Below are 26,687 nucleotides of genomic sequence, written 5' to 3' on the forward strand. Positions count from 1 at the left end.
TTGGAAAAAGCACACCGTATGGAAGCACGGAAAAAATACGAGGAAGAGATACTGCAAAAGGTACATCGTTTGCCCGATGAGCAGTTGCCGAAGGTGGTGTCGATGTTGGATAAACTGCAAGCAGAAGCAGGCAGCGAAGTAAAATATTCCGATGCCATCGAAAGGGCATGGGGCTTACTGTCAGACGGCCTTTCCTCAAGTGATGCGTTTGCAATGCGCAAACAAGAAGAAAAAGAACTGGACAAATGAGCAACCCGATGGAGCACAATGCTGCAGAAGGAGCAAGCTATGTTTTAGATGCATGTAGCCTGATTGCGCTGATACGGCGTGAGGCCGGTTCTGACCGGGTTGCCATGTTGCTGCACCAGGCGGAGAAAGGGACGGTGCATTTGTTTGTACACCGCGTCACCCTTGCCGAAGTATATTATGATGTTCTTCGCTCATCGGGGAAAGAAAAAGCTGATGCTGCTTTAGCTGCATTGGAAGCTTTACAAATAGCAGTGAGTTATGACCTCGACATTACATTTATACAAACCCTGAGCAAATACAAGGTGGCGCACAAAATCTCTTTTGCCGACGCTTTTGTATTGGCCCTCGCCGAAACCCAAAGCGCCACGGTCGTTACCTCCGACCGGCATGAGTTCGGGCCCATTGAAGAAAACGGGATATTATCTTTTTTGTGGATACGCTAATCCGCACCCAAATCCTTTTCTTTGCACACCGGCTTTGCCGGCACATGAGCGGAATGGATGACTTGATAATTAAAACACTTGCTGTTGATGATTGTCAGGCATTGCTAACCCGAAATACGATTGCTTGCACCTTAAAAATCGTAAATTAAAAAACCGAAAAAGAATGAGCTACATCGCCGAGATCTTTGCCCGACAGATCCTTGATAGTCGTGGTAACCCAACTGTAGAAGTAGATGTTATTACCGATGACGGAGCTATGGGCCGCGCTGCGGTACCCAGCGGTGCCTCTACCGGTATTCACGAAGCCGTAGAGCTGCGCGACGACGATAAAAAAGTATATGTAGGTAAAGGCGTACTGAAGGCTGTAGAAAACGTAAATAAAACCATTGCCCCTGAGCTGGTAGGTTACGATGTAGCCGACCAAACCGGCATCGACCAATTGATGATCGGCCTCGACGGCACTGACAATAAAGGCAAACTGGGCGCCAACGCCATGCTGGCTGTATCGCTGGCCGTGGCCAAAGCTGCTGCCGAAGAAGCCGGCCTGCCCCTGTTTCGCTATGTAGGTGGTACCAACGCCAAAACGCTGCCCGTGCCGATGATGAACATCCTGAACGGTGGCGCACATGCCGACAACAAGATCGACTTCCAGGAATTTATGGTGATGCCCGTTGGCGCTTCTTCTTTCTCCGAAGGCCTGCGCTGGGGTGTTGAAATTTTCCATGCCCTCAAAACCGTGCTGAAGAAAAAAGGCTACAGCACCAACGTAGGCGATGAAGGCGGTTTTGCCCCCAACATCGGCTCCAACGAAGAGGCCATTGACACCGTGATGGAAGCCATCAATGCGGCCGGCTACAAAGCTGGTTCGCAGGTGTTCATTGCCATGGACGCAGCCAACAGCGAGCTGTTTAAAAACGGTAAATACACCTTCCATAAAAGCGACGGCAAAACCCTGAGCTCCGATGAACTGGTGAAATACTGGGAGAACTGGGTGAACCAATACCCCATCTGCTCCATTGAAGACGGCATGGCCGAAGACGATTGGGAAGGCTGGAAAAACCTGACCGACACCGTGGGCAAACGTGTTCAGCTGGTGGGCGACGACCTGTTTGTAACCAACGTAACCCGCCTGGAGCAAGGCATTCAAAGAGATATTGCGAACGGCCTGCTGGTAAAAGTAAACCAGATCGGTACGCTGACCGAAACCATCAATGCCGTTACCATGGCGCAGCATGCTGGCTACAACACCATCATGAGCCACCGCTCCGGCGAAACCGAAGACAGCACCATCGCCGACCTGGCCGTGGCCCTGAACTGCGGACAAATCAAAACCGGCTCCGCTTCCCGCTCCGACCGTATGGCTAAATACAACCAGTTGATCCGCATCGAGGAACTGCTGGGTGCATCTGCCTACTACCCCGGCGCTAAGCTGAAGTTTGGCAAATAAGAATAGTTGATAGTTGACAGTTGGTAGTTGATAGAGAGCAGCTTTTTTTGCTGCAACTTTTCAACTGCCAACTGTTTTTTATGCTTGTTTGTAAAAAAATGGGAAGTTTGTCCCGGGTTGGCTGTTTTACCGTCAACGATCAACTACCAACTGCCAACTTATCTTTCAACTATCTATGAAATTCATCTCCAACATACCCTCATTTGTTTACAACAAATACCTGCTTACCGGTGTGGCTTTTACCGTATGGCTGGTGTTTTTCGATCGCAACGACCTGTTTACCCAACGCGAACGCCGCATGGAGTTGCGGGCACTGGAGCGGAGCAAACAATATTATAACGACCAGATTATCACCGAACGCAAAGTGCTGGAAGACCTGCAGAACAACCCGGCCGCCATTGAAAAATATGCGCGGGAACGCTACGGAATGAAGCGTGACAACGAAGACGTGTTCCTGATCGTGGCGCCGGAAAACAGCGAAACGGATTAACCAATACTCAAAAAAGTTACGCGGCAGCGCCGGTGCAATAAAATAGAACAGGGCTCGTTTTAAAATGCGGACGGAACATTATTCTTTATCAATTCGTACCCCATTTCGGATACTTTCACACAATTATGAGCCTTTTTACCCCCGAAGATTTGCTGCTTTACCTGTACAAAGAAACGACCCCCGAGCAAACCGCAGCCATTGAGTTGGCTTTGCAGTCCGACTGGACGCTGCGCGAAAAACTGGCCGTGTTGCAAACCTCTAAAACACGCCTCGACGCCCTTGTAGAAACGCCCCGCACCGAAGTGGTACTCAATGTGCTGAAATATGCGGCGACCGGCGAGAAAGTGAGTCATTAGTCTGGAGTTTATAGTTCGGAGTTAGCAGTAAAAAATATCGCTGACTTTGAACTCAGAACTGCAGACTTTGAACTATTACACTAATTTGCCGCATGACGCGTAAGGACCGCTTCCAGTTTGTGATCGGTTATTTCCAAACATTCAAGCCGGAAGCCGAAACAGAATTGAATTTCGAAAACACCTACCAGTTACTGGTAGCCGTAATTCTCTCGGCACAATGCACCGACAAGCGGGTGAACATGCATACCCCCGAGCTGTTCCGGCACTACCCCGATATCAAGCACCTTTACCAGGCCGAATACGACGACGTTTTTGCGTTGGTGAAAAGCATTTCTTTTCCCGGCAATAAGACGCGTCACCTGCTGGGCATGGCCAAAAAAGTAACCGAAGACTTTGGCGGCGAAATACCGATGACTGTAGAAGAATTGGTACAACTGCCTGGTGTTGGCCGTAAAACCGCCAACGTGATCACATCCGTGGTGGATGGGCAACCCAATATGGCGGTCGATACCCATGTGTTCCGGGTATCGGCACGGATGGGACTGACCGTAGGTGCAAAAAATCCACTGCAAACCGAGCTGCAGCTCATCAAATACGTGCCTAAAGAGCTGGTGCCCAAATTCCACCACTGGATCATCCTGCACGGCCGCTATACCTGCGTGGCTCGCAAGCCCAAATGCGCCGAATGTGGCTTGAAGCCCGCCTGCAAATTTTTCAGCAAGCTTACCCGGCAGGACAAAGAAGCACTGGGCATTATCCCGGTAGCTTAAATTTCTCCTTTTTTTAAGCCTTTTCCGGCCAAATGGAGGTGTGAGCGGCGGCCAATGCCATTCTTTGGCGCAGAGGTTGATTGTATATATCTGGCAAAATGTAGTCAAAACTGCTGCACGCCGATTATATGAATGTAATTTCCCGAAAACACGCCGGCATAAACAGCCTTTTTTCCTTGCAGCCGCTGGTGGCGGCCTTGCGAAAAATGGTAGCCGATGGCAAGCCGGGTACCCGAAAACTATACGAACACCTGTTGCAGGAACTGGATGCCGTGCCCCAATTGGAACACCCCACGGCCGATACGGCGGCCTTGGCCGAACACGAAACATTGCTCAACTCGGTACTGGCTTCGCTTTTTCCGCCCGCCACCGGCGAGCAGGAAGGTATTTATGCCGTTTCGTACCCGTTTCACAATCAGGTGGTGTACGCCTCCGAGCCATTCCGCGCCATATTTCTGCCCGGCAGCACCAACAGCATCAATGTTTCCGGTACTGAAGCCAATGAAACCATAGGCCGCTCTTCCATGCAGCTGGCTTATAATCTTATCCTGCGCCGCTTTTACAACCAGCAAATACCCGCCGTTGCTTCATCGGTGCACACCATACCCGATAGCGAAACAGGCCTGACCCGCTATTTGGAGTTAAAACTCGATGCGGGTTTTGTATCGGTGCAACTGGCTGATAAGAATTTTGCACTGCCCAAAAATATTTCGGCGCAAAGGGCGCTGGACGTGGAAGAACTGCGGGCCATATTGCCCTTGGAGCATTTCCAGTTTGAAGGGCTGGTGGTAATTGAAGTGGCCGATGTAACCGGCGAAGAAGTAATTGCAGCCATTAAAAATTCGCTGCTCAACATCAACGCCGCCGCCGACGGCACCGTGTATGCTGGTTTTGGCGAGCATGTGCGAACGCTGGTTGGACTGCCTTCCATCGAGGTGGGCATTACGCCATTTTTCCGGATGAACGATTTTTCCCTGTTTGCAGAAACTTATTTCAACCACAGCCTGTTGCTGCGCAATGGCGCCGAGGCCGACAAAGCGGCACGTTTTAGCCGGCTGGCCGGCAATATGTTTCGCAATGCAGATCAGCCGGTTTTATATAGCCAGTTTGTAGTGGAAAATAATGGCGGCGGGCTATTGCAGGCTTATTACGAGGCCGGTGCCCGCAGCCTAGTACTTTGCCCGCTTAAATGCGATGATGGCGAATTGATTGGTCTGCTGGAACTGGTTTCTACCGAACCCGGCACGTTGCGGTTTGAACACCTCAAAAGGCTGCAGCCCGCTATACAGTTGTTTGCCCTAGCGCTGGACAAACATGCCGAAAACCTGGAGCTGCAAATAGATAAAACCATCAAGGAACATTTTACCGCCATACAACCGGCTGTGGCGTGGAAATTTACCGAGGCGGCATTTAACTACCTCCAACGCCAGCAGGCGCAGGATTCGGTGAAGATGCAGTCCATTATGTTTGAAAATGTGTACCCGCTGTACGGTTCTATTGATGTACGCAATTCATCGCTGGAGCGCACCCATTCCATCCAGCTCGACCTGATGGAACAGCTGACGCAGGCCAGCAATGTGCTGGAAATTGCTGCGCAACAATCGCCGTTTCCGCTGCTGCGCGAAATACAGTTTAAAGTGGAGCAATACCTCGCCAACACTTCCGATACGTTGCTGTCTGATGATGAAATGGTGATCTGCGATTTTCTGCAAGGCGAACTGCACAACCTGTTCCGCCACTTGCATGAAACACGCCCCGACTTGCAAAAACAGATCGACGCATATTTTGCCCTGCTCGATACACAACGCGGCATGGTGTACCATCACCGCAAAAAATACGAGGACAGCATTACCCGCATCAACGATATGCTCGACCGCTTTATGGATGCAGAGCAAAAGAACGCACAACAGGTGTACCCGCACTATTTTGAACGCTACATCACCGATGGCATTGAGTTCAATATTTACGTGGGGCAAAGCCTGGCGCCCAATGCGCCGTTCGATGAAATATATGTTCGCAACCTGAAGCTGTGGCAGCTTACGCTGCTGGCCCGTGCTGCCCGCCTGAGCCATGCGTTGGAAAAACGCCTGCCCATGCCGCTGCAAACCACGCAGCTTATTTTGGCGCATTCCATTCCGCTATCTATTTCATTCAGGCGCAAGGAACGCAAGTTCGACGTGGACGGAGCCTACAATATCCGCTACGAGATCATCAAAAAACGGATCGATAAAGTACACCTGAAAGACAGTGAAGAACGCCTGACACAACCGGGTAAAGTGGCCATTGTTTACTCGCAACAAAAAGAGCTGCAGGAGTACGAAGAGTACGTGCAGTTTTTGCAACACGAAGGCCTGCTGGGCGAACAACTGGAGCACCTGGAACTGGAAGACACGCAAGGCATCAGCGGGCTGAAAGCTTTGCGGGTGGATGTGATTTTTAACCAGGACAGCAACGGGCAAAAAGAGACCGTTGCGCAGCGCCTGGAAGTGCCTGCCCCGCAGCAATAAGTTTTTCCTACATAAATATGCCTCGCAACAGTGAAAACCCTTATTCAGCAAGGGTTTTCGCTTTTTGGTGCCTTTGATGGACGCTTACTGTTCCTACCCATTTTTACTGCATCTTTTGCGGAAAATGCGGCTGCTTCGTCGTTGATTTTTCCTCCTCGTCCGCTCTTTTCGGCGCTTCACCGATTAATTGACACCTTAACACTATTTAAGGAGGTTGTAATATGACTTATGAGCTTATTTTGAGTCATAAACAAAACTGAAAAACACCCAGTTTCCAATCATCCTGGCTATGGCAACAAGTACAACACCTTCCCTTACCGCACACGATCCGGAACTCATTCACAAATGGTCTGAAGAAAAGGCCGCCGCATGGGCACAAAAGCATGGCTGGCTGGTGGGCTGCAACTATGTGCCGCACACCGCAATCAACCAGCTTGAAATGTGGCAATCCGATACATTCGATCCGTTCCTGATTGATAAAGAATTGGGTTGGGCCGAAGACCTCGGTTTCAACACCGTACGCGTATTTCTGCACCACCTGCTGTGGCAGCAGGATCCCTCGGGTTTCCTGGAGCGCATCGACCTGTTTTTGGGCATTGCCCACAAACACGGCATCAAAACCATGCTGGTATTATTCGATGCCGTTTGGAACCCATACCCCGCACTGGGCAAGCAGCCCGAGCCCAAACACAATGTACACAACTCGGGTTGGGTGCAATGCCCCGGCTACGATGTGCTGAACGACCCCACCCGCTACGACGAGCTGCAAAGCTATGTAGAGGGCATTGTAACCCATTTTAAAGACGATGAGCGGGTGTTGATCTGGGACTTGTACAATGAGCCGGACAACATGAACCTGGCGTCGTACAACGACCAGGATTACAGCCAGCACAAGGCCGAACTGTCAAGGGAGCTGCTGCGCAAATCCATCATCTGGGTTCGTGCCATCAACCCATCGCAACCCATTACCATGGGCCCCTGGCAGGAAGACTGGAGCGAAGCTGCCCGCCTTACCCGCATCGATGACTATATGTTCTCGCATTCCGACGTTATTTCTTTTCACTGCTACCGCGATAAGGATGTAATGGAAAGCCATATCAATACCCTGAAGCGCTACAACCGACCTATGATGTGCACCGAGTACATGGCAAGGCCTTTTGGCAGCACCTTCCAGGATATTTTGCCGGTGTTGCAAAAGCACGGTGTGGGTGCCTACAACTGGGGTTTTGTGGCAGGTAAATCGCAAACACACTGCCCGTGGGACTCTTGGCAGATCACGTACAACAACGAGCCGGAGCTGTGGTTCCATGATATCTTCCGCGCCAACGGCGAAGCTTATGTGCCTGCAGAAGTAGCTTTTTTGAAATCTATTCTGAAGCAAAAACAGGAAGTGCCTGCAATGGTTGAAATGATGGCGTAAGACAGCATTTTTACCGAGCTTTTTTAAAAAAAACAAATGGTCCTGCTGACATCAGCAGGACCATTTGTTTTAGCATTGCGCTCCGCAAAAAGCAAAGATCAGGGCGTTCTTTCGCCTTGCTGCACATCGCTTTCATCTTTTTGGCGATTGTTATTTCCTGCTCTTTGTTCTTCCGCTTCATTGAGCATATTGCTCATCGGCTGATTGTTATTGGTGTTGCGGTTTTGGCCGCCATCGCCGGTTGTAGCTGTATTGTTTTGCTGCCCTTCCTGGTGCGGATGGTCCTGGTGGTTTACATTCGGTTGTTCTTTGTTGCTCATACAATATGGTTTAAAGGTGATTGGGTGAATGGGCAATGGTGAATGGTGAATTGGCAAAAGAGATTGGTTGTTTTATCCAGCCTTTTATTGACCATTCACCACGCACCATTCACGTTTCTATGCTGTTGTAAACTGTCCCGTGGTATCATGCTGGCCTTCGCCAATTTCTTCCAGCATTTTGCGGTTAAATGCATCGAGGTCTTTGGGGCTGCGGCTGGTAACCAGGCCATTGTCTACCACCACTTCCTCATCCGACCAAATAGCACCGGCATTTTTCAGGTCGGTTTGAATCGAAGGATATGAAGTCATTTGGCGGCCGTTGATCATGCCGGTTTCTACCAACAGTTGCGGCCCGTGGCAAATGGAGGCCAGCGGTTTGCCCTGTTCCAAAAAGTGTTGTGCAAACTGGACGCAGGCTTTGTTGGCCCGCATAAAATCGGGGTTCATCACGCCGCCGGGAATCACCAGCGCATCGTAATCTTCCGGTTTCGCATCCTGGAGCGGTACATCTACCGGCACTTCAATACCCCAATGATCATTATCCCATGCTTTTACTTTTTCGGTTTGCGGCGATACAATGTGCACCGTTGCACCTGCCGCCTTCAACGCCTCCAACGGGCTGGTCAGTTCTACTTGCTCAAATCCATTTTCTGTTAGAATAGCCACTTTTTTTCCGGAAATATTCCTTGCCATTATTGTGTGTTTTATAGGTTGATCTGTTGAAAAAATAAACGTTCCACCTCAGCTATGGCTGCTTATTGCCGCGGCGGTTGGCCGGGCACTTTTCTGTTCATACCGGTATCATACACCGAGCCTTGGCCTGGTGTGGAATCGGGGTTGTAAATATTGTTGTTGGTTGTGGGTGTAGAGTCTGCACTGCTATTGCCCAACGGCGCATTTGCAGAATCCTGCACCGTTTTAAGATCGTATGTACGATCGCCTGCGCCTGCATCGTCGTTGCCGCAGGCCGCCAGTATCAGTGAAGCTGTGCCAAATATCCAAAGCTTTTTCATAGCCGATTTTTTGCCTTACGCTTCAAATCTTCTGCCAGCTTTGGCCTCCACGCCTTACTGCAGCGTTGTGGCATGCCTATTGTCGGCTTTAAATTGTATATTTATTATATTAACCAAAAGGCCTCCTATGAAATCATTTTTACTCTTTTTGTTTACTTTTTTGCTGCTGCAATCAAATGCGCAGCCAAAAACATCCGGCGGCCTGCCGCCCGGCAGGTACGAAACGTCGGTAAAACCCGGTACCAGTAAATGGGAGCGGGGCGATATTATTTTACTGGACGACAACCGTTACCGCATATCCACTTCCGAAGAAATAGGCGAATACCGCGTCAGTGTGGCGGCACAGCGCATTATGTTTACTAGTGGGCCGCTGCGGGCCGTGTATGCCAAAGTGGTGCAGCAGGGCAAAAAGCCGGCTATCGAGTTGCCTTTTGCCGAAAACAGCCACCAGCACCTCGCTACTGCCGATATTGTAGCGGTGTGGAAACAGTGATAATTTCGGATTTGGGATTTCGGATTTCGGAACCTGTGCAGCTGTAATCGCCTCTGCTGTGCCATATCCGAAATCCAAAATCGCTATTCCGCAATCCCGGTGGCCTTTTTTTTGCAACCATCGCCCTAAAAAGCGGAAATGAATTTAAAAAGGGTATTTGGCGTATTACTTACTTTACTAGGTATTGGCGGGTTGATTTATGCGGCCGTGCTGTTTATGAACTCAGAGGGATCGGGCAAACAGATTAAAGCCCTGATCGTGTACGGCATTTTGGGCGCCGTTTTCTTTTTTACCGGCATCGGGCTCATCCGCACCACCCACGACGAAAGCCAGCCCCCGGTGCGCTGATTTTTACCAACATCATAAAGTTTTTGCATTGCTTCCGGCGCCACACTGGCCTGCCGGGCTGGTATGCATTTTCAAAAAAGGAATGAACCAATGCGTATTCAACTGTGTTTATTTTCTGTAGGCCTGCTGTTGCTCACTGCATGCGGCGGGCCGGCCAATGAGGCGGCAATGGGGAAAGATAGTTTGGGCGGAAGTAGCGTGCATGGCCAGGCGCCGGCTAACACCGGGGTACTTTCAGGGACGCCGTTTGTGCTGGCGGGTTGTTATGAAATGACGATCAAAAGGGACACCGCTTTTCTTTCGTTGCAAGTAGAGGACACGCTGGTTTCTGGAAAGCTTAGATACGACTGGCACGAAAAAGACGGCAATGTGGGCACTATTAAGGGCGTGCTGCGCGACAGCCTGATCATTGCAGATTATACATTTGAATCGGAAGGGTTGATTTCGAACCGCGAGGTGATTTTTAAAATCGAAGACGAAACGCTGCTGCAGGGATTTGGCGAACTGGTAGAACGCAACGGTGGATATATGTTCCAGGATCGGTCGCAACTGCAGTTTATGAAGAGCACACCGTTTGTAAAAACAGATTGTCCCGAAGGCGAATAATTGAACACCAAAATAGTAGGATTTAGGTACGCAAATATTTTTCAAAGTTTCTGTGCAAAAAATGCTAATGGTTAACCCTTACCATTATGCGATAAATTATTTAGTGGCCGTTTTTAATTGTAAACACACTGATAAAAATCAGCCACATATAGTCATTAAACATCACGCTATTGGCATTCCTTCTTTAATTTGCTTCCGTGAGCCTGATCCTGCATATCGACACTGCAATTGACACTGCTTCTATTTGTCTTTCCGACAATGAGCAGGTGTTGTTCTCTGCGCAAAACACACAAACACGTGAAAGTGCAGGATGGCTGCAACCAGCCATTCAAAGCATGTTGCAACAAGGCGGTATTTCATTACAACAATTGCAGGCTGTTTCAGTAAGTGCTGGTCCCGGATCGTACACGGGGCTGCGTGTAGGCATGGCTTCCGCAAAAGGATTGTGCTATGCACTGAACATTCCACTCCTTACAGTAGATACGCTGCAATCCTTGGCTGGCGGGGCTTTGCGCCAAGTGGGCGATACAGTTGCATTGTTGTGCCCCATGATCGATGCACGTCGCATGGAAGTGTTTACGGCTATCTATGACCGTGAGTTGCAGGAAGTGCTGGCACCTACCAATTTGATTGTAGAACCATCGAGCCTCGATAAATGGTTGGATCAACACACCGTTTATTTTTTTGGCAACGGAAGCAATAAAGTGAAAGATGTATTGCAGCATGCACATGCGCAATTTATAGAAGTGCACAGCAGCGCTACACATTTGGTACCGTTGGCTTATCAGCAATGGATGCAACAACAGTTTGCACCATTAGCATATGCCGAACCAAAATATGTGAAAGGCTTTTATTCGCCACAGCCACGTTAATTAATGCTTAACTAAGTCTTTTCTGTATCTGAAATGAGCAAGAATACTTACAAGCAGCAAAAACAAAGTGTAAATTATACATTTACTGTATACATTTGTATCACGTGTTAAGAGAGAAAAATATGAACAATGTTTTAAATGAAAATCCTGTGGCTGAGAACGTTGAATTAAAGATTGACGTACTGCAGCTAAAGAAAGCTGCTCTTATTTTAAGGGCGATCAACCACAAGTTGCGCCAGCAGATCTTGAAGTTGTTGCACCAGAATGAGAAAATGACCGTTACCGAAATTTACGTAAAGCTGCGCCTGGAGCAGTCAGTTGCATCGCAGCACCTGGCTATTCTGCGGAAGGCTGGTTTTGTAAATACGGTTCGCGACGGCAAGTTTATTTTCTATTCGGTGAACCACGACCGCATGGATCAGGTGCACAGCTTTGTGTACGAGCTGTTGAAATAAGCTGCTTTCTTCAACGCACATGTCTTTGATTGCAATGGGTTACTTTTGCCGTCAAAGACATTTTTTATGCCCGCAACTCTGCAATCACTTTCCATCGCCGCATTCAAACAAGCTGTTGACGCAGGTGCCTTTATTGTAGATACCCGCTCGGCTACCGTGTTTACTGCGGGTTTTGTGCCCGGCTCCATCAGCCTGGGTTTAGAAGGATCGGTGGCCGAATGGGCCAATGCATTGCTGCCGCACCAACAGGCTTTGGTGCTGGTGACAGATGCGGGCAGCGAAGCAAAAAGCGCCGACCTGCTGGCTGCCGAGGGGTTTACAAAAGTGCTGGGCTACCTCGAAGGCGGCTACGAAGCCTGGCAGCAAAGCGGCGAAGAAATAGACATGATCATTGATGTGGAGGCCGATGAACTGGCCATGGATCTCCCTTTTGATGAAAACATTGTGGTGCTGGATGTGCGCCGCCCGGCCGAGTTTGCCGAAGGCCATGTGGTGGATGCGGAAAATGTACCGCTTGATGAAATGGCCGACCTCGTAAACATTGCCAACATCGAAGAGGAGCAAAACGTGTACATCCATTGCCGCAGTGGTTACCGCAGTGTTATTGCCGCATCGCTGCTCAAGCGGCAGGGCATCCACAACATCCGCAATGTGCTGGGCGGATGGAATGCCATCAAAGCCGAAACAAGAATTAAAACCGAAAAAAGCGCTGCGGGCGACACCAAAAGCACCGACACGCCGGAATAGCTTTTATTTGATAAAATTAATGGAGCGGGCAAACGGCGAAAGCTGTTTGCTCGCTTCTTTTTTTGGCGCAGTCGTTTATTGCTGCGGCAAGGTGTAGTAAAAATGTACTACTTCCTCTTCTTCGGTAGGTTTGGTGGCGCGATAAAAAAGAAGCGCATGTGTATCTATTTTATCAGCCTGCACAAACACTTCTTCAAAACCTTGCTGCCGGCAATATTCATTGGTGGTGTCGATGAGTTTTTTGCCAATGCCCATACGTTGAAATTCGGGAAGTACGGCTAGGTCGTAGATATAAGCCAGCGGCTTTTCGGCGTAATATTGGTCGAGCACATAAAAGGTAAGGCCGCCAACAACGTTGCCATCAACACTGGCAACAACGGCAAAAAAATGATCACGAGATAAAACGGATTTCAGGTGCGCATCTGCAGGCATCCTGAAGTGGGCCATCTCAAAACTGCGTTCAAACACTGCAATGAGGCCCTTGAACGCAGTAAGGTTGTTGGCATCAAGTATTTGAATGTTTACCGGCACAGCAAAAGCATTTGTTTGCTTAAATATAAACAACACGCTACGAAATGGAATCCTGCTGCGGCGCAGTAAGCAGGCCGTATTCGGGCTTCCACTGGTGTTTCCAGCGGCGGTGGCTCCATAGCCACATTTCCGGGTCCCGCGTAATTGTTTCTTCAAGGTAGGCAATGTAGCGCCGGGTCAGCTCACCTTTGGGCAGGCTGGCCGGGTCGGCTTCGGCTAAAAAGAAATGACCTTCGTAATAGCCGCGGCGTTTTTTGGTAAAATGCCCAAACACCACCGGGATGTTGCCGATGCGGGCACCGTTTTCGGGCCCGGAAACAAAAGGCGTGGGCCTGCCGAAAAAAGGCACCCAGTAACAGCCGCGACGGGTATCGCCGGGGTTTTGGTCGGCAATCAGGCCCAGGGCATATTGCTGGTCGCGGTAGGCCAGGATGGATCGACGCATATCGTTTGCCGGCAGCAGCACCGTACCTGTGCGGGAACGCATTTGCATAAAAATGCGGTTCACCGCTTTGTTTTGAATGGGCTGATAAACACCCAAAAAAGTAAACGGAATATTCAGTGCCACCCCAAGGTTGGCCAGTTCCCAGTTAAAGTTGTGACCGGTGTGGATCTGTATTTTTTTATCCTGCGCATACAGCTCTTCAAATACCGTGTAATCGGTTTTAAAATGCCGGTTGATGAATGCTGGCGAGGCGCTGATAAACTTGATGGTTTCAATAAATGTGTCGGTGAAATTGCGGTAGAATTTACGGGCAATTGCCTGCCGTTCGCTTTCGGTTTTTTGCGGAAATGCAATGGCCAGGTTGCCCAATACTACCTTTTTGCGGTAGCCCATCAGGTGATAAATAACCAGGTACGCAAAATCGGACAGGAGGTACAACACCCGCAGCGGAAGGAGCGAAAGCAGGTACAAAAAGCCATAAAGCACATAATACATACTGCCGGAATTTGGGTCCAAAACTGCTTGAGGAAATCTGCCGCAAAAGTACCGGCAAAGTTTTACAATGCGGGCCCCGCCAAAAACCGCGGCAGTTTTGCGCAGTACCTTACAGCACGATGTTTTGCGTCAGCTCCGATTTTTGGGGGAAATCGGTGTTGAAATGCAGGCCGCGGCTTTCTTTGCGGAAAGCGGCACCTTTAATAATCAGGTAGCCCACCGTGATCATATTGCGCAGCTCCAACAATTGCGGCGACACCGTAGTGCCCTGGTACAAGGCTTCGGTTTCTTCAAACAGGAGGTCGATCCGTTTGATAGCCCGCTCCAGGCGCACCGTATTGCGTACAATGCCCACATAATCGCTCATTACCTGTTGCAGTTCTTTCAGGCTTTGCGTAATCAGGATCATTTCATTGGGGTCGGAGGTTCGCTCTGCGTTCCAGTCGGGGATCTGGGGCATCTGCTCGTTGTGCTGCGGGTGGTTTACCGCATCCATAAAACAGCGGTGTGCAAACACCATTGCCTCGAGCAGCGAGTTGCTGGCCAGACGGTTGGCGCCGTGCAAGCCTGTGGATGCACATTCGCCGCAGGCATACAGGTTTCGGATGGATGTGCGGCCCCATTCATCGGTTTTGATGCCGCCGCAACTGTAGTGCGCTGCAGGCGCCACGGGTATCATGTCTTTGGCTACGTCGATACCAATGGAAAGGCATTTTTCGTAAATGTTCGGGAAGTGTTCCTGGAACTGCTCCAGCGGCATGTGGCGGCAATCGAGCCACACATGCTCTGTACCGGTGCGTTTCATTTCGCTATCAATGGCCCGGGCCACAATATCGCGGGGTGCCAGGTCGCGGCGCTCATCGTAGCGTTCCATAAAAGCTTCGCCATCCACGTTGCGCAAAATGCCGCCATCACCACGCACTGCTTCGGTAATTAAAAATGCCTGTCCGCGGGTGCCTGCCTGGTACAGCGCCGTGGGGTGAAACTGGATAAACTCCATGTTTTCGATGCGGCCTTTGGCGCGGTACACCATGGCCACGCCATCGCCGGTGGCAATAACGGGGTTGGTGGTGGTGCGGTACACCTGCCCATTGCCGCCGGTAGCCAGCATGGTTGTGGGGGCCAGTATTTTTTCAATGCGGTTGCTTTCTTCGTTCAGCACATACACGCCATAGCAACAAATATCAGGGGTGCTTTTGGTAACCAGGTAGCCCAGGTGGTGCTGCGTAATGATGTCGATAACAAAACAATGCTTGATGAACTCCACGTTGGGTGCCCGTTCGATGGCTTCGAGCAGGGCCCGTTCAATTTCCCAGCCGGTAATGTCTTTATAATGCAGGATGCGGAATTCGGAGTGTCCGCCTTCGCGTCCCAGTTTGTACGAGCCTGAATTGTGCTTGTCGAACTGCGTGCCCCAGTCGATGATTTCCTGCACACGGGCCGGGCCTTCTTTTACCACAATCTCCACCACCTTGCGGTTGCACAGCCCGTCGCCGGCAATCAGCGTATCCTCAATGTGTTTGTCAAACGAATCGTTCTCCAAATCATTCACCACCGCCACACCGCCTTGTGCATACTTGGTGTTGGTTTCATCGGCCGATGCCTTGGTAATGATGGTTACTTTTTTGTGGGGAAACTGTTGCGCCACTTTCAGTGCGTACACCAGGCCGGCAATGCCGGAGCCAATTACAAGAAAATCTGTTTGCATGTAGTAAGGGGTCAGTGTTCTGATGTGGAAAGTTAAGTCATTTGGCCGCGTTTGCGCAGCTGCTCCTGGTCATGTCTAGTGCAATAGCACCATAAAAAATGCGTGCAACAAAAATGCCTAACCGAAATTTTTGTTGCACGCAAATGCAGCGTTGTTTATACCTGTGCCAGTTGTGGCTCCACCCATGCACCGTGCTCTTTCAATAGCCCGATCAGTTCTTCCACGGCCACTTCGCTGGGTACATTTCGTTTCACCACTTCTTTGCTTTTATACAAAGTAATCTTGCCGGGGCCGCTGCCTACATAGCCAAAATCTGCATCGGCCATCTCGCCGGGGCCGTTTACAATACAACCCATGATGGCAATCTTCACGCCTTTTAGATGGTGTGTTACCGCACGGATTTTTGCCGTTGTTTCCTGCAGGTCAAATAAGGTGCGGCCGCAGGAGGGGCATGAAATATATTCGGTTTTGGAAATGCGGGTACGTGTGGCCTGCAGTATTGAAAACGCCGTGTTGTTGATGAATTGCTCCGGCGTTGCATTTTGCAAATAAGTACGTGCCGCAGGCAAATCAAAAGCCGTTGCTTGCGCCCCATTTACCGACTGCTCATAACTAGCCGCCAGCTGGCTGTAACTGCTCATGGTCATGCCAAAACAAACGCCATCGCCAAAGCCTTCGAGCAGCAACGCACCGGCTTCGGTGGCAAAATGAATGAGGTGCTCATCGGCCGTGCCGCCGTTGCTGTCCACCAGCAAAATAGCGGGGTTTTGAATGCCGCGATGGGCCAGCTCCACAAACATGCGGCGCACTGCCTGCATGGCATTACTGCGGGTGCTGCTCAGGCACAAAACAACTGTTGGGTCGTTGGCCAGTGCATCGAGGTAGGTATAATCGTTGAGGGTAGTGACGTCGTTGTAGCAATCCACCATCACAAAGTTCAGTTCAGTGCTGCGTGCTGCTGCGGTGGCAAAGCCGCTGTCCTGGAACAGCGGAAAATATTTGGCTTCACCGGTGTCGTTGGTTGTTGCAAAATGTTCCGCCCAAGTGGCCGGAAACACCAACACTTTCAACGTGCCGGGCAGGGCAAACGGCAACACCTGGTGACCGGTAAAAACATAATCGGCCGCAGTATCGGCAATGCTCCATTTATCCGAAACGGCATCATAAGTGTAGCCAATGCTGCGCAGGCTTTCCGGTGTAATTTGTTCCAGCTTGCTCAGGTCGGCAATCGCCACCGGCACCTGCTGGCCGCCAATATTGCCTACGGCAAATGTGCCGCGGCGGCGGTAGTTGAACGGATCGTAGGAAAGCTGTTTAATGGGCGGTACCGGTACCACTGTCGCTTGTTGTACGTTGTCTGTCTGCTCGTATTTTTTGATCAGATCGCGGCAAACCGGTATTTCCAATTCAGGGTCCTCTGTCAGCGATACGCGGATGGTATCGCCCAGACCATCCTGCAGTAGTGTGCCAATGCCCACTGCACTTTTAATGCGGCCGTCCTCGCCATCGCCGGCTTCGGTTACGCCCAGGTGCAGCGGGTAGCATTCGCCAAACTCGTCGTGCATTGTTTTTACCAGCATGCGGTACGCCTGCACCATCACCTGCGGGTTGCTCGACTTCATGCTCAGCACAATGTTGTGGTAAGCGTGGCTGCGGGCAATGCGCAAAAACTCCATCGCACTTTCCACCATGCCCATCGGCGTATCGCCGTAGCGGCTCATGATGCGATCAGAGAGGGAGCCGTGGTTGGTGCCAATGCGCATGGCCGTGCCGTGCTCTTTGCAAATATTTACCAGCGGCGTAAACCGCTCATAAATGCGCTCCAGTTCTTCGGCATAATCCGCATCGGTGTATTCGATCAGCTCGAACTTCTTTTTATCTACATAATTGCCCGGGTTTACCCGCACTTTTTCTACAATGCGGGCTGCAATTTCAGCGGCATTGGGGGTAAAATGAATATCGGCAACCAGTGGCGTCGTGTAGCCGCGGCGGCAGAGTTCTGCCTTGATGTGCGCCAAATTCTCCGCTTCTTTTTTCGAAGGCGCTGTAATGCGCACCAGCTCGGCACCGGCTTCAATACAGCGGATGCTTTGTTCCACGGTGCCCAGCGTGTCCATGGTATCGGTGGTGGTCATGGTTTGCACCCTTATCGGGTGGCCGTTGCCCAGCAGCAGGTCGCCAATGCGCACCTCGCGGGTGGGCAGGCGGTTATATTCGGTAAGGCTTGCAGTATATGATTGCATCATGTAATGTGCAAATTTGAAAATATGCGAATTTGAAAGTGGCAGAAAATGCCGGTTTCAACAGATATCCGTTTTTTTTACCAAAATGAACAATGCGGTGCAAAGTTAGTTCAGTATGGGAAAGGGCCGGTTGAAATGTGCCCAAAGGTTTTTGAAATGGAATTTCCTGTGGAGCGCAACATTTTTTGACAAAACCTAAAAGTGGAAGGAGATGCCGACCTGCGTCGGCATGACAGCCTCTGACTGTTAAGGGATTCTTTGGTGATGCAGCACCGCCATTTTCAAATCACCTCATTTTCAAATTAACCACTTACCAATCTTTCTCCATCCCACTGCCCTGCATGGGGCTGTTGCGCTGCAGGCGTTGCTGGATCTGTTTTTCCTTTTGTTGTAACTGCTGCAGTTTGCGTTCCGCCTCGCTTTGGCTCATGGAGCTGCGCTGTTGTTTTTGCTGCCGCTGCTGTTGTTCCTTTTTTAATTCGCGCAGCGCCAGCTGCAGGTTTTCACGGGCTTCTTTATCGTCGGGGGTAAGGCGCAATGCGGCTTTGTACGATTCGATGCTGGCTTCCAAATCCCGCTCCCTTGTGTGTGCCACGCCGGTGTTGTACTGCACCGCGGCCTGCAGGGTTTTATTGTCGCCAGCCACTTTGATGGCGCCCAAAATGCCCAGCGATTCTTTATAGCGTTTTTGCCGGTACAGCGCATTTGATAAATTATAGGCAGCCGTGGTGCTGGCCGGGTCGTCTTTCAGGGCTTTGTGGTAAAATTTTTCGGCCATGTCGTACTGGCCCGTGCGGTAATATTGGTTGCCTGAGGCAATGTCCTTGTCGCCTTTTTGCGCCAGCGCCGGCAGGGCAATAGTAATCAAAATCAGAAAAAATCTTCCCATCATGCCTTTCTCCTTTTTCGTGTGGGCACAAATATTTCCAGCATTAGCAGCAGCGCCATGGGCACGGCGGCCCATAGGTAAAGCGTCAGGTAATTAAACTGCGAGGCATCGCCGAGGCCTTTTTGCTCCATCTGGCTAAAGCGTTCGGCCAGTGCAGTGGCAATATCCCGCGCATTGCCATTATACCGATAGTACTGCCCGCCAGTGCCGGTGGCCAGTTGTTGCAGCAGCGGCTCGTTTAATTTTGAAATGATCACGTTGCCCATGGCATCGCGGCGGTCGGTGCCCAAAATAGTATCGGTAAGCGTGGAGCCCTGCGGGTTGCCAATGCCAACGGCATGTATGGAAATGCCCCGCTCCGCCATGCCTTTGGCTTCGTCGAGGGCTGTTTCGTCGTGGGTTTCGCCATCGGTGAGCAGCACAATGGTTTGGTAGCGCTCCGATTCCGGATCGAACGAAGCCATGGCCTGCGCCAGCGCATCGCCAATGGCGGTGCCCTGCGCTTTTACAGCCGCCGGCGAAGCACCGGAAATATAGAGGTCGGCAGCACCGCGGTCAAAGGTGAGCGGCATTTGCACATAAGCATCGCCGGCAAACAGCACCAGGCCAATGCGGTCGTTGGGCAGCCGCGACACCAGTTGCTGCAACATGCTGCGGGCTGCGGTGAGCCGGCTGGTAACCCCTTCGGCCGCCAGCATGGAGCTGCTCACATCCAGCACCATCATAATGTCGATGCCCTTGCGTACTTCCATGCTGCCTTTTTCGGGGTGGCGCGGGTTGGCCATTGCCAGGCAGCCCAATGCAAAGGCAATCAGCGCCAATGAAAATTTTGCCGTTTGCCGGCCGGGTGCCGCGGTGGCCAGCAGTTCCCGCATCAATGGCGCATCGCCCATGCGGCGCACTTTAGTGCGGCGTTGCCAGGCATACCACAGATACACCAGCAGGAGCAGGGGCACTGCTGCCAGTAGCCAAAGGAACTGCGGGTATTGAAAATTGATTTCGGGCATGAGGGTGATGGGTTCGAACGGTTCGATGTGTTTAATAAGTTTAAGGTTTAAAGTTTAATGTTGGGATCAGTCCATTCATTGAACTCGTTGAACTTATTAAACAACCTTAAACTTTAGACTTTAAACCTTAAACACATAAACGGCACAGTTGCAAGTTTTATGCTACAATTATTTTTCGCCGCGCATAAATTCCAGTTCGCCAAGGATGCCTTTGAGGATGGCCATGCGGGCTTTTGTCATATCATAGTCCCTGCCCGGCGCTTCGAGGTTGAGTACAAAAAAGTACGGGTGGCGGTTTTCCTCGATCCAGCCCACAATCCAGCCGTGGTTCTTGCCCGTTTGCTCGTCGAACTGCCAGCCTGTTTTGTAGCTTAATTTATACAGCGGCTGGTCTTCAAACAACATCGCCCGCTTTACAATTTCCTGGTTGATTTTATGAAACGGCAGCTGGTTGAAATACAGCTTTTTTACCAAGCCCATTTGTTCGTCGGGCCGAATGGTAAGTGAGCCATCGAGCCAAAAGGTATCGATGGCAGTTGTAATTTTTTTAGAACCATAGGCCAGCGTATCGAGCCATTGCTGCATGGTGTCCTTGCCTATGCGGCGGGCCACTTCCTGGAAATAAGGCACTGCCGAAACGCGGAACGCATCGTAAAAATTCAGGTCCTTATTCCATGCCTGCACCGAACGCTGCACGCCGTCCCAGGCAATTACCATGCTATCGTTTTCGATGATGCCGGTTTGCAGGCCAATAAGGCTGTTGACAATTTTAAAAGTTGAAGCCGGTACAAATGCGCTGTCGCGGTAGCGCTTCAGGTTGTGTACCGTAAAGTTGCCCGAGTTGTTATCGAGCAGGGCAAAGGTGCCGTGGGCGCCGTTTTGGGTAAAATATTGTTCCAGCGATGCGTTTTCGGTTACGTTGTTGGGCGTACAGTTCCAAAATGCAAAGGCTATAAACACCAGGTACAAGTAATGCTTCATGCAGGCCAATTATTTTGGCAAAAGTAATGGGAGTGGGGCAGAAGCTTTGTTTTTGCTGCGGGCTATATCGGCACCACATTGTACAATTAGTGTCCGTGGTATTCTTTTACTTTTTTGCTCCTGCAAAAAAGTAACAAAAAAGCAGGCCCGAAATCAAATGACAGCCTGATTTCGGGATAGCGCCCGGATGTGACTGTGGTGGTACTGTAGTGAAGAGCTGTACAACATTGTTCGGCAATAATACATTTGTATCAATGCCGCACCGCCTCAGAACATTAGATATAAATACCATTCTTAAGCTTCACGTGGCGGCCGCCCTGGCAATCGCGTTTCATGGTAACGCAGGAGGTAAGGCTGGAGGCAAAAACAATGAGGGCAAATATTAGGAAAAGTTTTCTCATGGATATTGGATGTTGCATTGGGTTTATGGTAAACGGATGAGTGCAATAAATATTGTAAACCTGATAGGGAGCTTTATAAAAATCCCAAAGCAGATAAAGTATCAAGAAGTATAATCTTTACCGTGTTCCTCCGTGTCCTTTGTGCCTCCGTGGTTCAACCTGCCGAATAGCGATAAGAACGTACAAGTGTGCGACGCAACAGCCGCTTGGTTAGCATCACTTAAGCCGGAAACATAAAAAATCCCCCGGACGTTGTGCATCCGGGGATTGATTAAAAGGTGATGAGGCGTTATTTCAGCACGCCCAGTTCGCGGCCAATGCGGGTAAATGCATCGATGGCTTTATCGAGGTGTGCCTGCTCGTGGGCGGCACTGAGTTGTACGCGGATGCGGGCCTGGCCTTTAGGCACCACGGGGAAAAAGAACCCGATCACGTAAATGCCTTCCTGCAGCAGCTTGTCGGCAAACTGCGCCGCCAGCACTGCATCGTACAGCATGATGGGCACAATGGGGTGTTCGCCGGGCTTGATGTCGAAACCGGCCTCGGTCATTTTGGTGCGGAAATATTTGGTATTGTGTTCCAGCTTGTCGCGCAGTTCGGTGGTTTCGCGCAGCATATCGAGCACGGCAATGGAGGCGCCCACAATTACCGGCGACAGGGAATTGGAGAACAGGTACGGCCGGCTTTTCTGGCGCAGCATATCAATCACTTCTTTGCGGCCCGATGTAAAGCCACCCAGTGCACCACCCAGTGCTTTGCCCAGTGTGCCGGTAATGATATCAATGCGGCCCACTACGCCGCAATGCTCGTGTGTGCCGCGGCCCGTTTTGCCCAAAAAACCCGAGGCATGGCTTTCGTCGATCATTACAATCGCATTGTATTTATCGGCGAGGTCGCAAATAACATCAAGTTGCGCAATGGTACCGTCCATGCTGAAGGCGCCATCGGTAACAATGATGCGGCTGCGGGCACCGGCGGCTTCCTGCAGTTTGGCTTCCAGGTCGGCCATGTTGTTGTGCTCGTAGCGGTAGCGCTGCGCCTTGCACAGGCGTACGCCATCAATAATGGAAGCATGGTTCAGCGCATCGGAAATGATGGCGTCTTCATCGGTAAATAAGGGCTCAAACACACCACCGTTTGCGTCAAATGCAGCGGCATATAAAATGGTATCTTCTGTACCGAGAAATTCAGAAATCTTGCGTTCGAGTTCTTTGTGCACATCCTGCGTACCGCAAATAAACCGCACCGAACTCATGCCATAGCCCCTTTTGCCCAATGCAGCTTCGGCTGCTTCCAGAACTTTGGGGTGTGAGGAAAGGCCGAGGTAATTGTTGGCACAAAAGTTCAGCACTGTTTGGCCGTTCACTACAATTTCGGCGCCCTGCGGCGATGCAATAACACGTTCGGTTTTATACAATCCGGATGCTTTGATCGCTTCCACTTCGGAGTGGATGCGCTGCACAAATTTTTCATTCATAAAAAGGCAATTTGAGGGGCAAATATACCTGTGCAAAGGGCGGTTAAAATTATTTTTTACAAAACCTGTAACATTAAGGTTTCTACTTTCGTCCAATCCCAAAACCGATGATATGAGTACCAAACTTTTCAGAAGTGTATTGCTGGGCATTAGCTTTACAGCAATGCTGGTAATGGCCCTGGTAGCCTACGGCCGCCGCACTTCGGAAGTATTAACCAATGATGAAGAATGCTGCTTGCAGGTGAACAATAACCACAACACCGATCTGCCCTGGGAAAAGCTGGCATCGCAGTGGTTTAGGTCTGTATCGTTTTGAAATTAACGATGCCTGCAGCTGCGACAGCGGCAAGGTTTTGACCATCCCGTTTAACGGTTAAACATCATAACAATCCGGCACACTAAAAACTTTTGAGCTTCACCCTTTAGTAATAAAAAACGCTTTGCATGCAAAGCGTTTTTCTTTTTTAAATACTTCGGATTACATAAGTAACCACGCCCCATAGCACACACCCCGATGCAGGCGTTACGGTTATGGGTGCCAGTTGGCCCGATGCCGGCACCAGCCTTGCCCAACCTTCTGTGCATTCGTACCGGCGGATGATCAGTTCGTCCTGCAATGCGGCAATCACCACCGATCCGTTTTTGGGTTCCATCACCCGGTCCACCACCACTACATCGCCTTTTTGTATTCCGGCTTCCTGCATGGCATTGCTGGCCACACGCAATAAAAAGGTGTATGCTTTATTTTTTACCAACTGATCGTTCAGATCAATATGCTGTGCCGGCGGCACCGCCGCACCGGGTGCAGCAAAAAAATTCGTTTGTGGCATGGGGTTGGTTTGAATGTGCTAAATTAATTAGTAATTTTATGCTAAGGAAATTAGATTGTCCACACTAAAACCATATTGTATGAGCATAGACCTGCAGATGCCCGGTTACCGGGTGCACGAATACCGACTGATTGTGCCCTTGCCCGAAACAATGCAACAAAAAGTGCAGGCGCTGCGCACCGACCTGCACCAGCGCCACGGCGTAAAAGAAGGCTGGAGCCTGAAGCCGTCGTTAACCTTGGCCAAGTTTTTTGCGTACGAAAAAAGCGAAGACAAACTGGTAGAGCGCCTGCAGCAAACCGTTATGGGGCTGCATCCGCAGATGATTGAACTGAAAGATTTTGCCGCTTACCCATCACATACATTATATATACCCATGGCCGGCCGCGGCATGTTTGCTGAGTTTTTTAAAGAAATAAAAAAGCTCAAATGGCTGATGCAAGTGCCGCAGCAGGATCCGCAGTTTTTTGCAGAACCGCACCTGGTACTGGCGCACGGGTTGAAGCCTTTGAAGTTTATTGGCATGTGGATGGAGCTGGAGCACCGCCAGTTTACGGGCCGTTTTAAAGCCGATGCATTGTTGCTGCTGCGCCGCTCGGCACCGGGCAGCCGCTACGAAGTGCTGCGCCGCATGGAGCTCCTAAGCCGCGGTGCCGAAGTGCGGCAGGGAGTGCTTTTTGCGTAGGCAAAAAGAATATCGAACAAGGAACAAGGAACAGATGAATAACGAAGTGTGTGAGAATGATGAATTATTAATTATGGATTATTAATTATTGTGGTCACTCCAAATTCATAATTCATCATTTCTAATGTTCATTCATCGGTTCATCATTCCTTGTTCCTTGTTCGATATTCTTCCCCCCAACTTCGCCTGTTTGATATTCCTTGTTCGTCTGTTCGTTATTCTGTCTCGACAACTTATGCAAAAGCCAGCTCCGGGTAATCAACCCTTTCCCGCACTTCGGGTACATTGGTATCTACGCCGCGGGTGGTGATGCGTTTGGAAATAGGAAAGCCTTCCATGATGCTGTCATCGATCGGACGAAGTTGGGCGGCAATTTGTTCTTTAGTGAGTTCGGGTTGCAGCCATTCGTTCCATAACGCTTGGGGCAACACAACCGGCATGCGTTGTTTGGTGTTGTGGATGCGGGCCATCAATGGGTTGGCATCGGTAGTAATGATTGTAAAACTGCGGAGTACTTCGCCGGTTTCCTTATCGGTCCAGTGGCTGTACAAACCGGCAAATGCAAATACGCTTTCGTCTTTTAATTGCACCAGGTGCGGGTACTTTTTTTTACCAAATTCCATCCATTCAAAAAAACCATCGGCCAGCACCAGGCAGCGTTGCTGCACCGAGGAGCGGTAGGCGGGTTTGGTAAAAATAGTTTCGCCGCGGGCATTGAGTGTTTGCGTTCGCAGCTTGTCTGCATCAGCCAAAGTGCCCGTCCATGATGGAATCAATCCCCACCGGTACGCTTGCACCTTATTGGGTTCGGCGCCGGTCATTACTGGCATCAACGGAAAATCGAAACCATTGGCATGATACACGGGTTCAAACGGCATTTCCCATTCTGCATGTTGCATGCTGGGTTTTTTGCTGATGGAATAATGATAACACATGGCGTGAAGGTTTGTGCAAACAGCAGGTAAAGATACCGAAAGCGAAAAAGGCAACCGTATCGCTTTGTGTTCCTTTCGGCCCTTAGTGCCTTAGTGGCCACTAAAGGCTTTTTTACAAACGACAACCAACGATTTTTATGGCTTCCTATATCAGCCGCAGCAAAAAGGGTGTGGACCTTTTGGCAACGGCCAACAGCAACACCGACATTAAAAAAGGCCGCGGCGCACAGATGAATACGGGCAACAGGTTTTTAGCACAACACTACGAGCAGGAGCACCCCGAAGCCATTGATGAATGGGAAACGACTGATCCCAAAACGCAGTTCATTTCCATTGAAGCGAAAACGTTGGTCAATAAAGTGGAAAGCCCCGATGTGGGCATGGCTTACAGCATGAACCCATACAATGGTTGCGAGCATGGCTGCATTTATTGCTATGCCCGCAACAGCCACGAGTATTGGGGCTACAGTGCAGGAATTGATTTTGAAACAAAAATTATGGTGAAGGAAAATGCACCGCAGTTGCTGCGCAAGTTTTTGATGCATCGGGCCTGGAATGCAGTGCCGCTGTCTTTGAGTGGAAACACAGATTGTTACCAGCCCGCAGAGCAAAAGTTTCGGCTGACGCGTGGCTTGCTGGAAGTATGTGCCGAGTTCAATCAACCGGTGGGCATATTGACCAAGAATGCAGGCGTGCTGCGCGACCTGGATATTCTGCAACCCATGGCCCAAAAGCGCCTGGCGTCTGTGTTGCTCACCATTACCTCGCTAAACGAAGACCTGCGGCGGGTGCTGGAGCCCCGAACCGCCACTGCCGCACAGCGCCTGCGTACCGTGGAGCGCATGAGCAAAGCGGGCATACAAACCGGCGTAATGCTGGGGCCCATTATTCCCGGATTGAACGACCACGAAACACCTGCCATATTGGAGGCTGCGGCTGCTGCCGGCGCTACGTTTGCCGGCTATACTTTTATCCGGCTCAATGGCGCCATCAAGCTTTTATTTCACGATTGGCTGCAACGGCATTTTCCCGACAGGGCTGCAAAAGTGTGGCATATGATTGAGGCATCGCATGGTGGGCAGGTGAACAATAGCGAATGGGGCAGCCGTATGCGCGGCGAAGGACCGGTGGCGGATATGATTGCTGCGCAGTTTAAAACGTACCTGAGGAAATTTGGATTGAATAAAGAAAAAGTGTCTTTGGACAGCACACAATTTTACAGGCCCGGCGAACAGGGAAAGCTATTTTGATCAACCAATAGCATGGTGTTTTAGCGTAAATATTTATCACTGAGTTATTACCTACTCGATGGATATTGACCTGTAATTGGTTTGAAGAATAGATCATTATTTAATAGCGTTATAAGGTTTGAGTCTTTTTATTTGAACACAGCACGAACCCTAACACTGCTCAATCGGATGTTCTTTAAAAACATGATTGTTTTATAAATAAAGCAAAGCGTGAAAAAATATTTACAACAAAGCCGCTATAAAATTTATGTAAAAAAATTTGCGTATGTGCATT

General features: G+C 50.2%; 31 protein-coding genes. 17 read left to right on the forward strand and 14 right to left on the reverse strand.

Features of this window, described 5'->3' with window-relative positions:
- From EPD17_RS05515 to EPD17_RS05550, 8 genes are all read left to right on the forward strand, one after another.
- Positions 1 to 249: a hypothetical protein gene (locus EPD17_RS05515; protein ID WP_132052443.1), complete on the forward strand. Its 249-nt coding sequence runs from the start codon at positions 1 to 3 to the stop codon at positions 247 to 249.
- Positions 246 to 692: a PIN domain-containing protein gene (locus EPD17_RS05520; RefSeq protein WP_132052445.1), complete on the forward strand. Its 447-nt coding sequence runs from the start codon at positions 246 to 248 to the stop codon at positions 690 to 692. The genes EPD17_RS05515 and EPD17_RS05520 overlap by 4 nt, the downstream gene beginning before the upstream one ends.
- Positions 693 to 855: 163 nt before the next feature.
- Positions 856 to 2,139 (forward strand): phosphopyruvate hydratase, encoded by a 1,284-nt coding sequence (gene eno / locus EPD17_RS05525; RefSeq protein ID WP_114237353.1) that lies wholly within the window; start codon positions 856 to 858, stop codon positions 2,137 to 2,139.
- 175 nt (positions 2,140 to 2,314) lie between these two features.
- Complete coding sequence (locus EPD17_RS05530) at positions 2,315 to 2,629, forward strand: FtsB family cell division protein (RefSeq protein WP_175580769.1); 315 nt, start codon at positions 2,315 to 2,317, stop codon at positions 2,627 to 2,629.
- A gap of 125 nt (positions 2,630 to 2,754) precedes the next feature.
- Complete coding sequence (locus EPD17_RS05535) at positions 2,755 to 2,985, forward strand: hypothetical protein (RefSeq protein WP_240040750.1); 231 nt, start codon at positions 2,755 to 2,757, stop codon at positions 2,983 to 2,985.
- A 92-nt stretch (positions 2,986 to 3,077) separates the two neighbouring features.
- Positions 3,078 to 3,755, forward strand: coding sequence for an endonuclease III (nth, locus tag EPD17_RS05540; RefSeq protein WP_132052447.1), 678 nt, complete (start codon positions 3,078 to 3,080; stop codon positions 3,753 to 3,755).
- A 128-nt stretch (positions 3,756 to 3,883) separates the two neighbouring features.
- On the forward strand, positions 3,884 to 6,262 hold the full coding sequence (locus tag EPD17_RS05545; protein WP_132052449.1) for a hypothetical protein: 2,379 nt from the start codon (positions 3,884 to 3,886) through the stop codon (positions 6,260 to 6,262).
- A 289-nt stretch (positions 6,263 to 6,551) separates the two neighbouring features.
- Positions 6,552 to 7,682 (forward strand): cellulase family glycosylhydrolase, encoded by a 1,131-nt coding sequence (locus EPD17_RS05550; RefSeq protein ID WP_132052452.1) that lies wholly within the window; start codon positions 6,552 to 6,554, stop codon positions 7,680 to 7,682.
- 98 nt (positions 7,683 to 7,780) lie between these two features.
- On the opposite strand, the gene EPD17_RS05555 is transcribed toward EPD17_RS05550, so the two are convergent.
- The 3 genes from EPD17_RS05555 to EPD17_RS05565 all read right to left on the reverse strand — a co-directional run bounded on the left by EPD17_RS05555 (position 7,781) and on the right by EPD17_RS05565 (position 9,015).
- Positions 7,781 to 8,002 (reverse strand): hypothetical protein, encoded by a 222-nt coding sequence (locus tag EPD17_RS05555; RefSeq protein ID WP_132052454.1) that lies wholly within the window; start codon positions 8,000 to 8,002, stop codon positions 7,781 to 7,783.
- A gap of 117 nt (positions 8,003 to 8,119) precedes the next feature.
- The gene (locus EPD17_RS05560; protein WP_132052456.1) at positions 8,120 to 8,695 is read right to left on the reverse strand and encodes a type 1 glutamine amidotransferase domain-containing protein; all 576 of its coding nucleotides are present in this window, start codon (positions 8,693 to 8,695) and stop codon (positions 8,120 to 8,122) included.
- Positions 8,696 to 8,757: 62 nt separating this feature from the next.
- Positions 8,758 to 9,015 carry a hypothetical protein gene (locus tag EPD17_RS05565; RefSeq protein WP_132052458.1) on the reverse strand — a complete coding sequence of 86 codons (258 nt, stop codon included), beginning with the start codon at positions 9,013 to 9,015 and terminating at the stop codon, positions 8,758 to 8,760.
- Positions 9,016 to 9,142: 127 nt separating this feature from the next.
- Between EPD17_RS05565 and EPD17_RS05570 the strand changes: the two genes are divergently transcribed.
- The 6 genes from EPD17_RS05570 (at position 9,143) to EPD17_RS05595 (ending at position 12,536) form a co-directional block, all read left to right on the forward strand.
- Positions 9,143 to 9,508, forward strand: a complete 366-nt coding sequence (locus EPD17_RS05570) for a hypothetical protein (RefSeq protein ID WP_114237257.1) — start codon at positions 9,143 to 9,145, stop codon at positions 9,506 to 9,508.
- 138 nt (positions 9,509 to 9,646) lie between these two features.
- Positions 9,647 to 9,856: a hypothetical protein gene (locus tag EPD17_RS05575; protein WP_114237256.1), complete on the forward strand. Its 210-nt coding sequence runs from the start codon at positions 9,647 to 9,649 to the stop codon at positions 9,854 to 9,856.
- 90 nt (positions 9,857 to 9,946) lie between these two features.
- Positions 9,947 to 10,462 (forward strand): hypothetical protein, encoded by a 516-nt coding sequence (locus tag EPD17_RS05580; protein WP_132052460.1) that lies wholly within the window; start codon positions 9,947 to 9,949, stop codon positions 10,460 to 10,462.
- 197 nt (positions 10,463 to 10,659) lie between these two features.
- A complete protein-coding gene (gene tsaB, locus EPD17_RS05585) occupies positions 10,660 to 11,334 on the forward strand; it encodes a tRNA (adenosine(37)-N6)-threonylcarbamoyltransferase complex dimerization subunit type 1 TsaB (protein ID WP_132052462.1) in 675 nt (224 codons plus the stop codon).
- Positions 11,335 to 11,456: 122 nt separating this feature from the next.
- Complete coding sequence (locus tag EPD17_RS05590) at positions 11,457 to 11,789, forward strand: ArsR/SmtB family transcription factor (RefSeq protein WP_114237253.1); 333 nt, start codon at positions 11,457 to 11,459, stop codon at positions 11,787 to 11,789.
- A gap of 66 nt (positions 11,790 to 11,855) precedes the next feature.
- Positions 11,856 to 12,536, forward strand: a complete 681-nt coding sequence (locus tag EPD17_RS05595; protein WP_132052465.1) for a rhodanese-like domain-containing protein — start codon at positions 11,856 to 11,858, stop codon at positions 12,534 to 12,536.
- Between the two features lie 75 nt (positions 12,537 to 12,611).
- Here EPD17_RS05595 and EPD17_RS05600 read toward each other — a convergent pair whose 3' ends face one another.
- The 9 genes from EPD17_RS05600 to kbl all read right to left on the reverse strand — a co-directional run bounded on the left by EPD17_RS05600 (position 12,612) and on the right by kbl (position 22,713).
- Positions 12,612 to 13,067 (reverse strand): GNAT family N-acetyltransferase, encoded by a 456-nt coding sequence (locus EPD17_RS05600; protein WP_204743315.1) that lies wholly within the window; start codon positions 13,065 to 13,067, stop codon positions 12,612 to 12,614.
- 37 nt (positions 13,068 to 13,104) lie between these two features.
- Positions 13,105 to 14,007, reverse strand: coding sequence for a lysophospholipid acyltransferase family protein (locus EPD17_RS05605; protein ID WP_132052467.1), 903 nt, complete (start codon positions 14,005 to 14,007; stop codon positions 13,105 to 13,107).
- 109 nt (positions 14,008 to 14,116) lie between these two features.
- The gene (gene nadB / locus EPD17_RS05610; protein WP_132052469.1) at positions 14,117 to 15,715 is read right to left on the reverse strand and encodes an L-aspartate oxidase; all 1,599 of its coding nucleotides are present in this window, start codon (positions 15,713 to 15,715) and stop codon (positions 14,117 to 14,119) included.
- Between the two features lie 155 nt (positions 15,716 to 15,870).
- Positions 15,871 to 17,961, reverse strand: a complete 2,091-nt coding sequence (gene ispG / locus EPD17_RS05615; RefSeq protein ID WP_240040751.1) for a (E)-4-hydroxy-3-methylbut-2-enyl-diphosphate synthase — start codon at positions 17,959 to 17,961, stop codon at positions 15,871 to 15,873.
- Between the two features lie 307 nt (positions 17,962 to 18,268).
- Positions 18,269 to 18,850: a tetratricopeptide repeat protein gene (locus EPD17_RS05620; protein ID WP_165929534.1), complete on the reverse strand. Its 582-nt coding sequence runs from the start codon at positions 18,848 to 18,850 to the stop codon at positions 18,269 to 18,271.
- Positions 18,847 to 19,854: a VWA domain-containing protein gene (locus EPD17_RS05625; protein ID WP_132052473.1), complete on the reverse strand. Its 1,008-nt coding sequence runs from the start codon at positions 19,852 to 19,854 to the stop codon at positions 18,847 to 18,849. The genes EPD17_RS05620 and EPD17_RS05625 overlap by 4 nt, the downstream gene beginning before the upstream one ends.
- Positions 19,855 to 20,022: 168 nt before the next feature.
- A complete protein-coding gene (locus EPD17_RS05630) occupies positions 20,023 to 20,835 on the reverse strand; it encodes a class D beta-lactamase (protein WP_132052475.1) in 813 nt (270 codons plus the stop codon).
- A gap of 275 nt (positions 20,836 to 21,110) precedes the next feature.
- Positions 21,111 to 21,236, reverse strand: a complete 126-nt coding sequence (locus EPD17_RS20305) for a hypothetical protein (RefSeq protein ID WP_262707877.1) — start codon at positions 21,234 to 21,236, stop codon at positions 21,111 to 21,113.
- A 289-nt stretch (positions 21,237 to 21,525) separates the two neighbouring features.
- Complete coding sequence (gene kbl / locus EPD17_RS05635) at positions 21,526 to 22,713, reverse strand: glycine C-acetyltransferase (RefSeq protein WP_132052477.1); 1,188 nt, start codon at positions 22,711 to 22,713, stop codon at positions 21,526 to 21,528.
- A 112-nt stretch (positions 22,714 to 22,825) separates the two neighbouring features.
- Between kbl and EPD17_RS05640 the strand changes: the two genes are divergently transcribed.
- The gene (locus EPD17_RS05640) at positions 22,826 to 23,029 is read left to right on the forward strand and encodes a hypothetical protein (protein WP_132052479.1); all 204 of its coding nucleotides are present in this window, start codon (positions 22,826 to 22,828) and stop codon (positions 23,027 to 23,029) included.
- A gap of 148 nt (positions 23,030 to 23,177) precedes the next feature.
- Here the strand turns inward: EPD17_RS05640 and EPD17_RS05645 are convergent, their stop codons facing one another.
- Entirely contained in the window at positions 23,178 to 23,543 is a 366-nt protein-coding gene (locus EPD17_RS05645; RefSeq protein ID WP_114237498.1) for a LexA family protein, read from the reverse strand.
- A gap of 79 nt (positions 23,544 to 23,622) precedes the next feature.
- Here EPD17_RS05645 and EPD17_RS05650 point away from each other — a divergent pair, with 79 nt between their 5' ends.
- A complete protein-coding gene (locus tag EPD17_RS05650; protein WP_114237499.1) occupies positions 23,623 to 24,228 on the forward strand; it encodes a 2'-5' RNA ligase family protein in 606 nt (201 codons plus the stop codon).
- A 233-nt stretch (positions 24,229 to 24,461) separates the two neighbouring features.
- On the opposite strand, the gene EPD17_RS05655 is transcribed toward EPD17_RS05650, so the two are convergent.
- Positions 24,462 to 25,127, reverse strand: a complete 666-nt coding sequence (locus tag EPD17_RS05655; protein WP_165929535.1) for an SOS response-associated peptidase — start codon at positions 25,125 to 25,127, stop codon at positions 24,462 to 24,464.
- Positions 25,128 to 25,300: 173 nt separating this feature from the next.
- On the opposite strand from EPD17_RS05655, the gene EPD17_RS05660 reads away from it, so the two are divergent.
- Positions 25,301 to 26,413, forward strand: coding sequence for a PA0069 family radical SAM protein (locus tag EPD17_RS05660; RefSeq protein WP_132052483.1), 1,113 nt, complete (start codon positions 25,301 to 25,303; stop codon positions 26,411 to 26,413).
- Positions 26,414 to 26,687: the final 274 nt, after the last annotated feature.

The sequence above is a fragment of the Pseudocnuella soli genome (assembly GCF_004347775.1).
GTDB lineage: Bacteria > Bacteroidota > Bacteroidia > Chitinophagales > Chitinophagaceae > Flavisolibacter > Flavisolibacter aquaticus.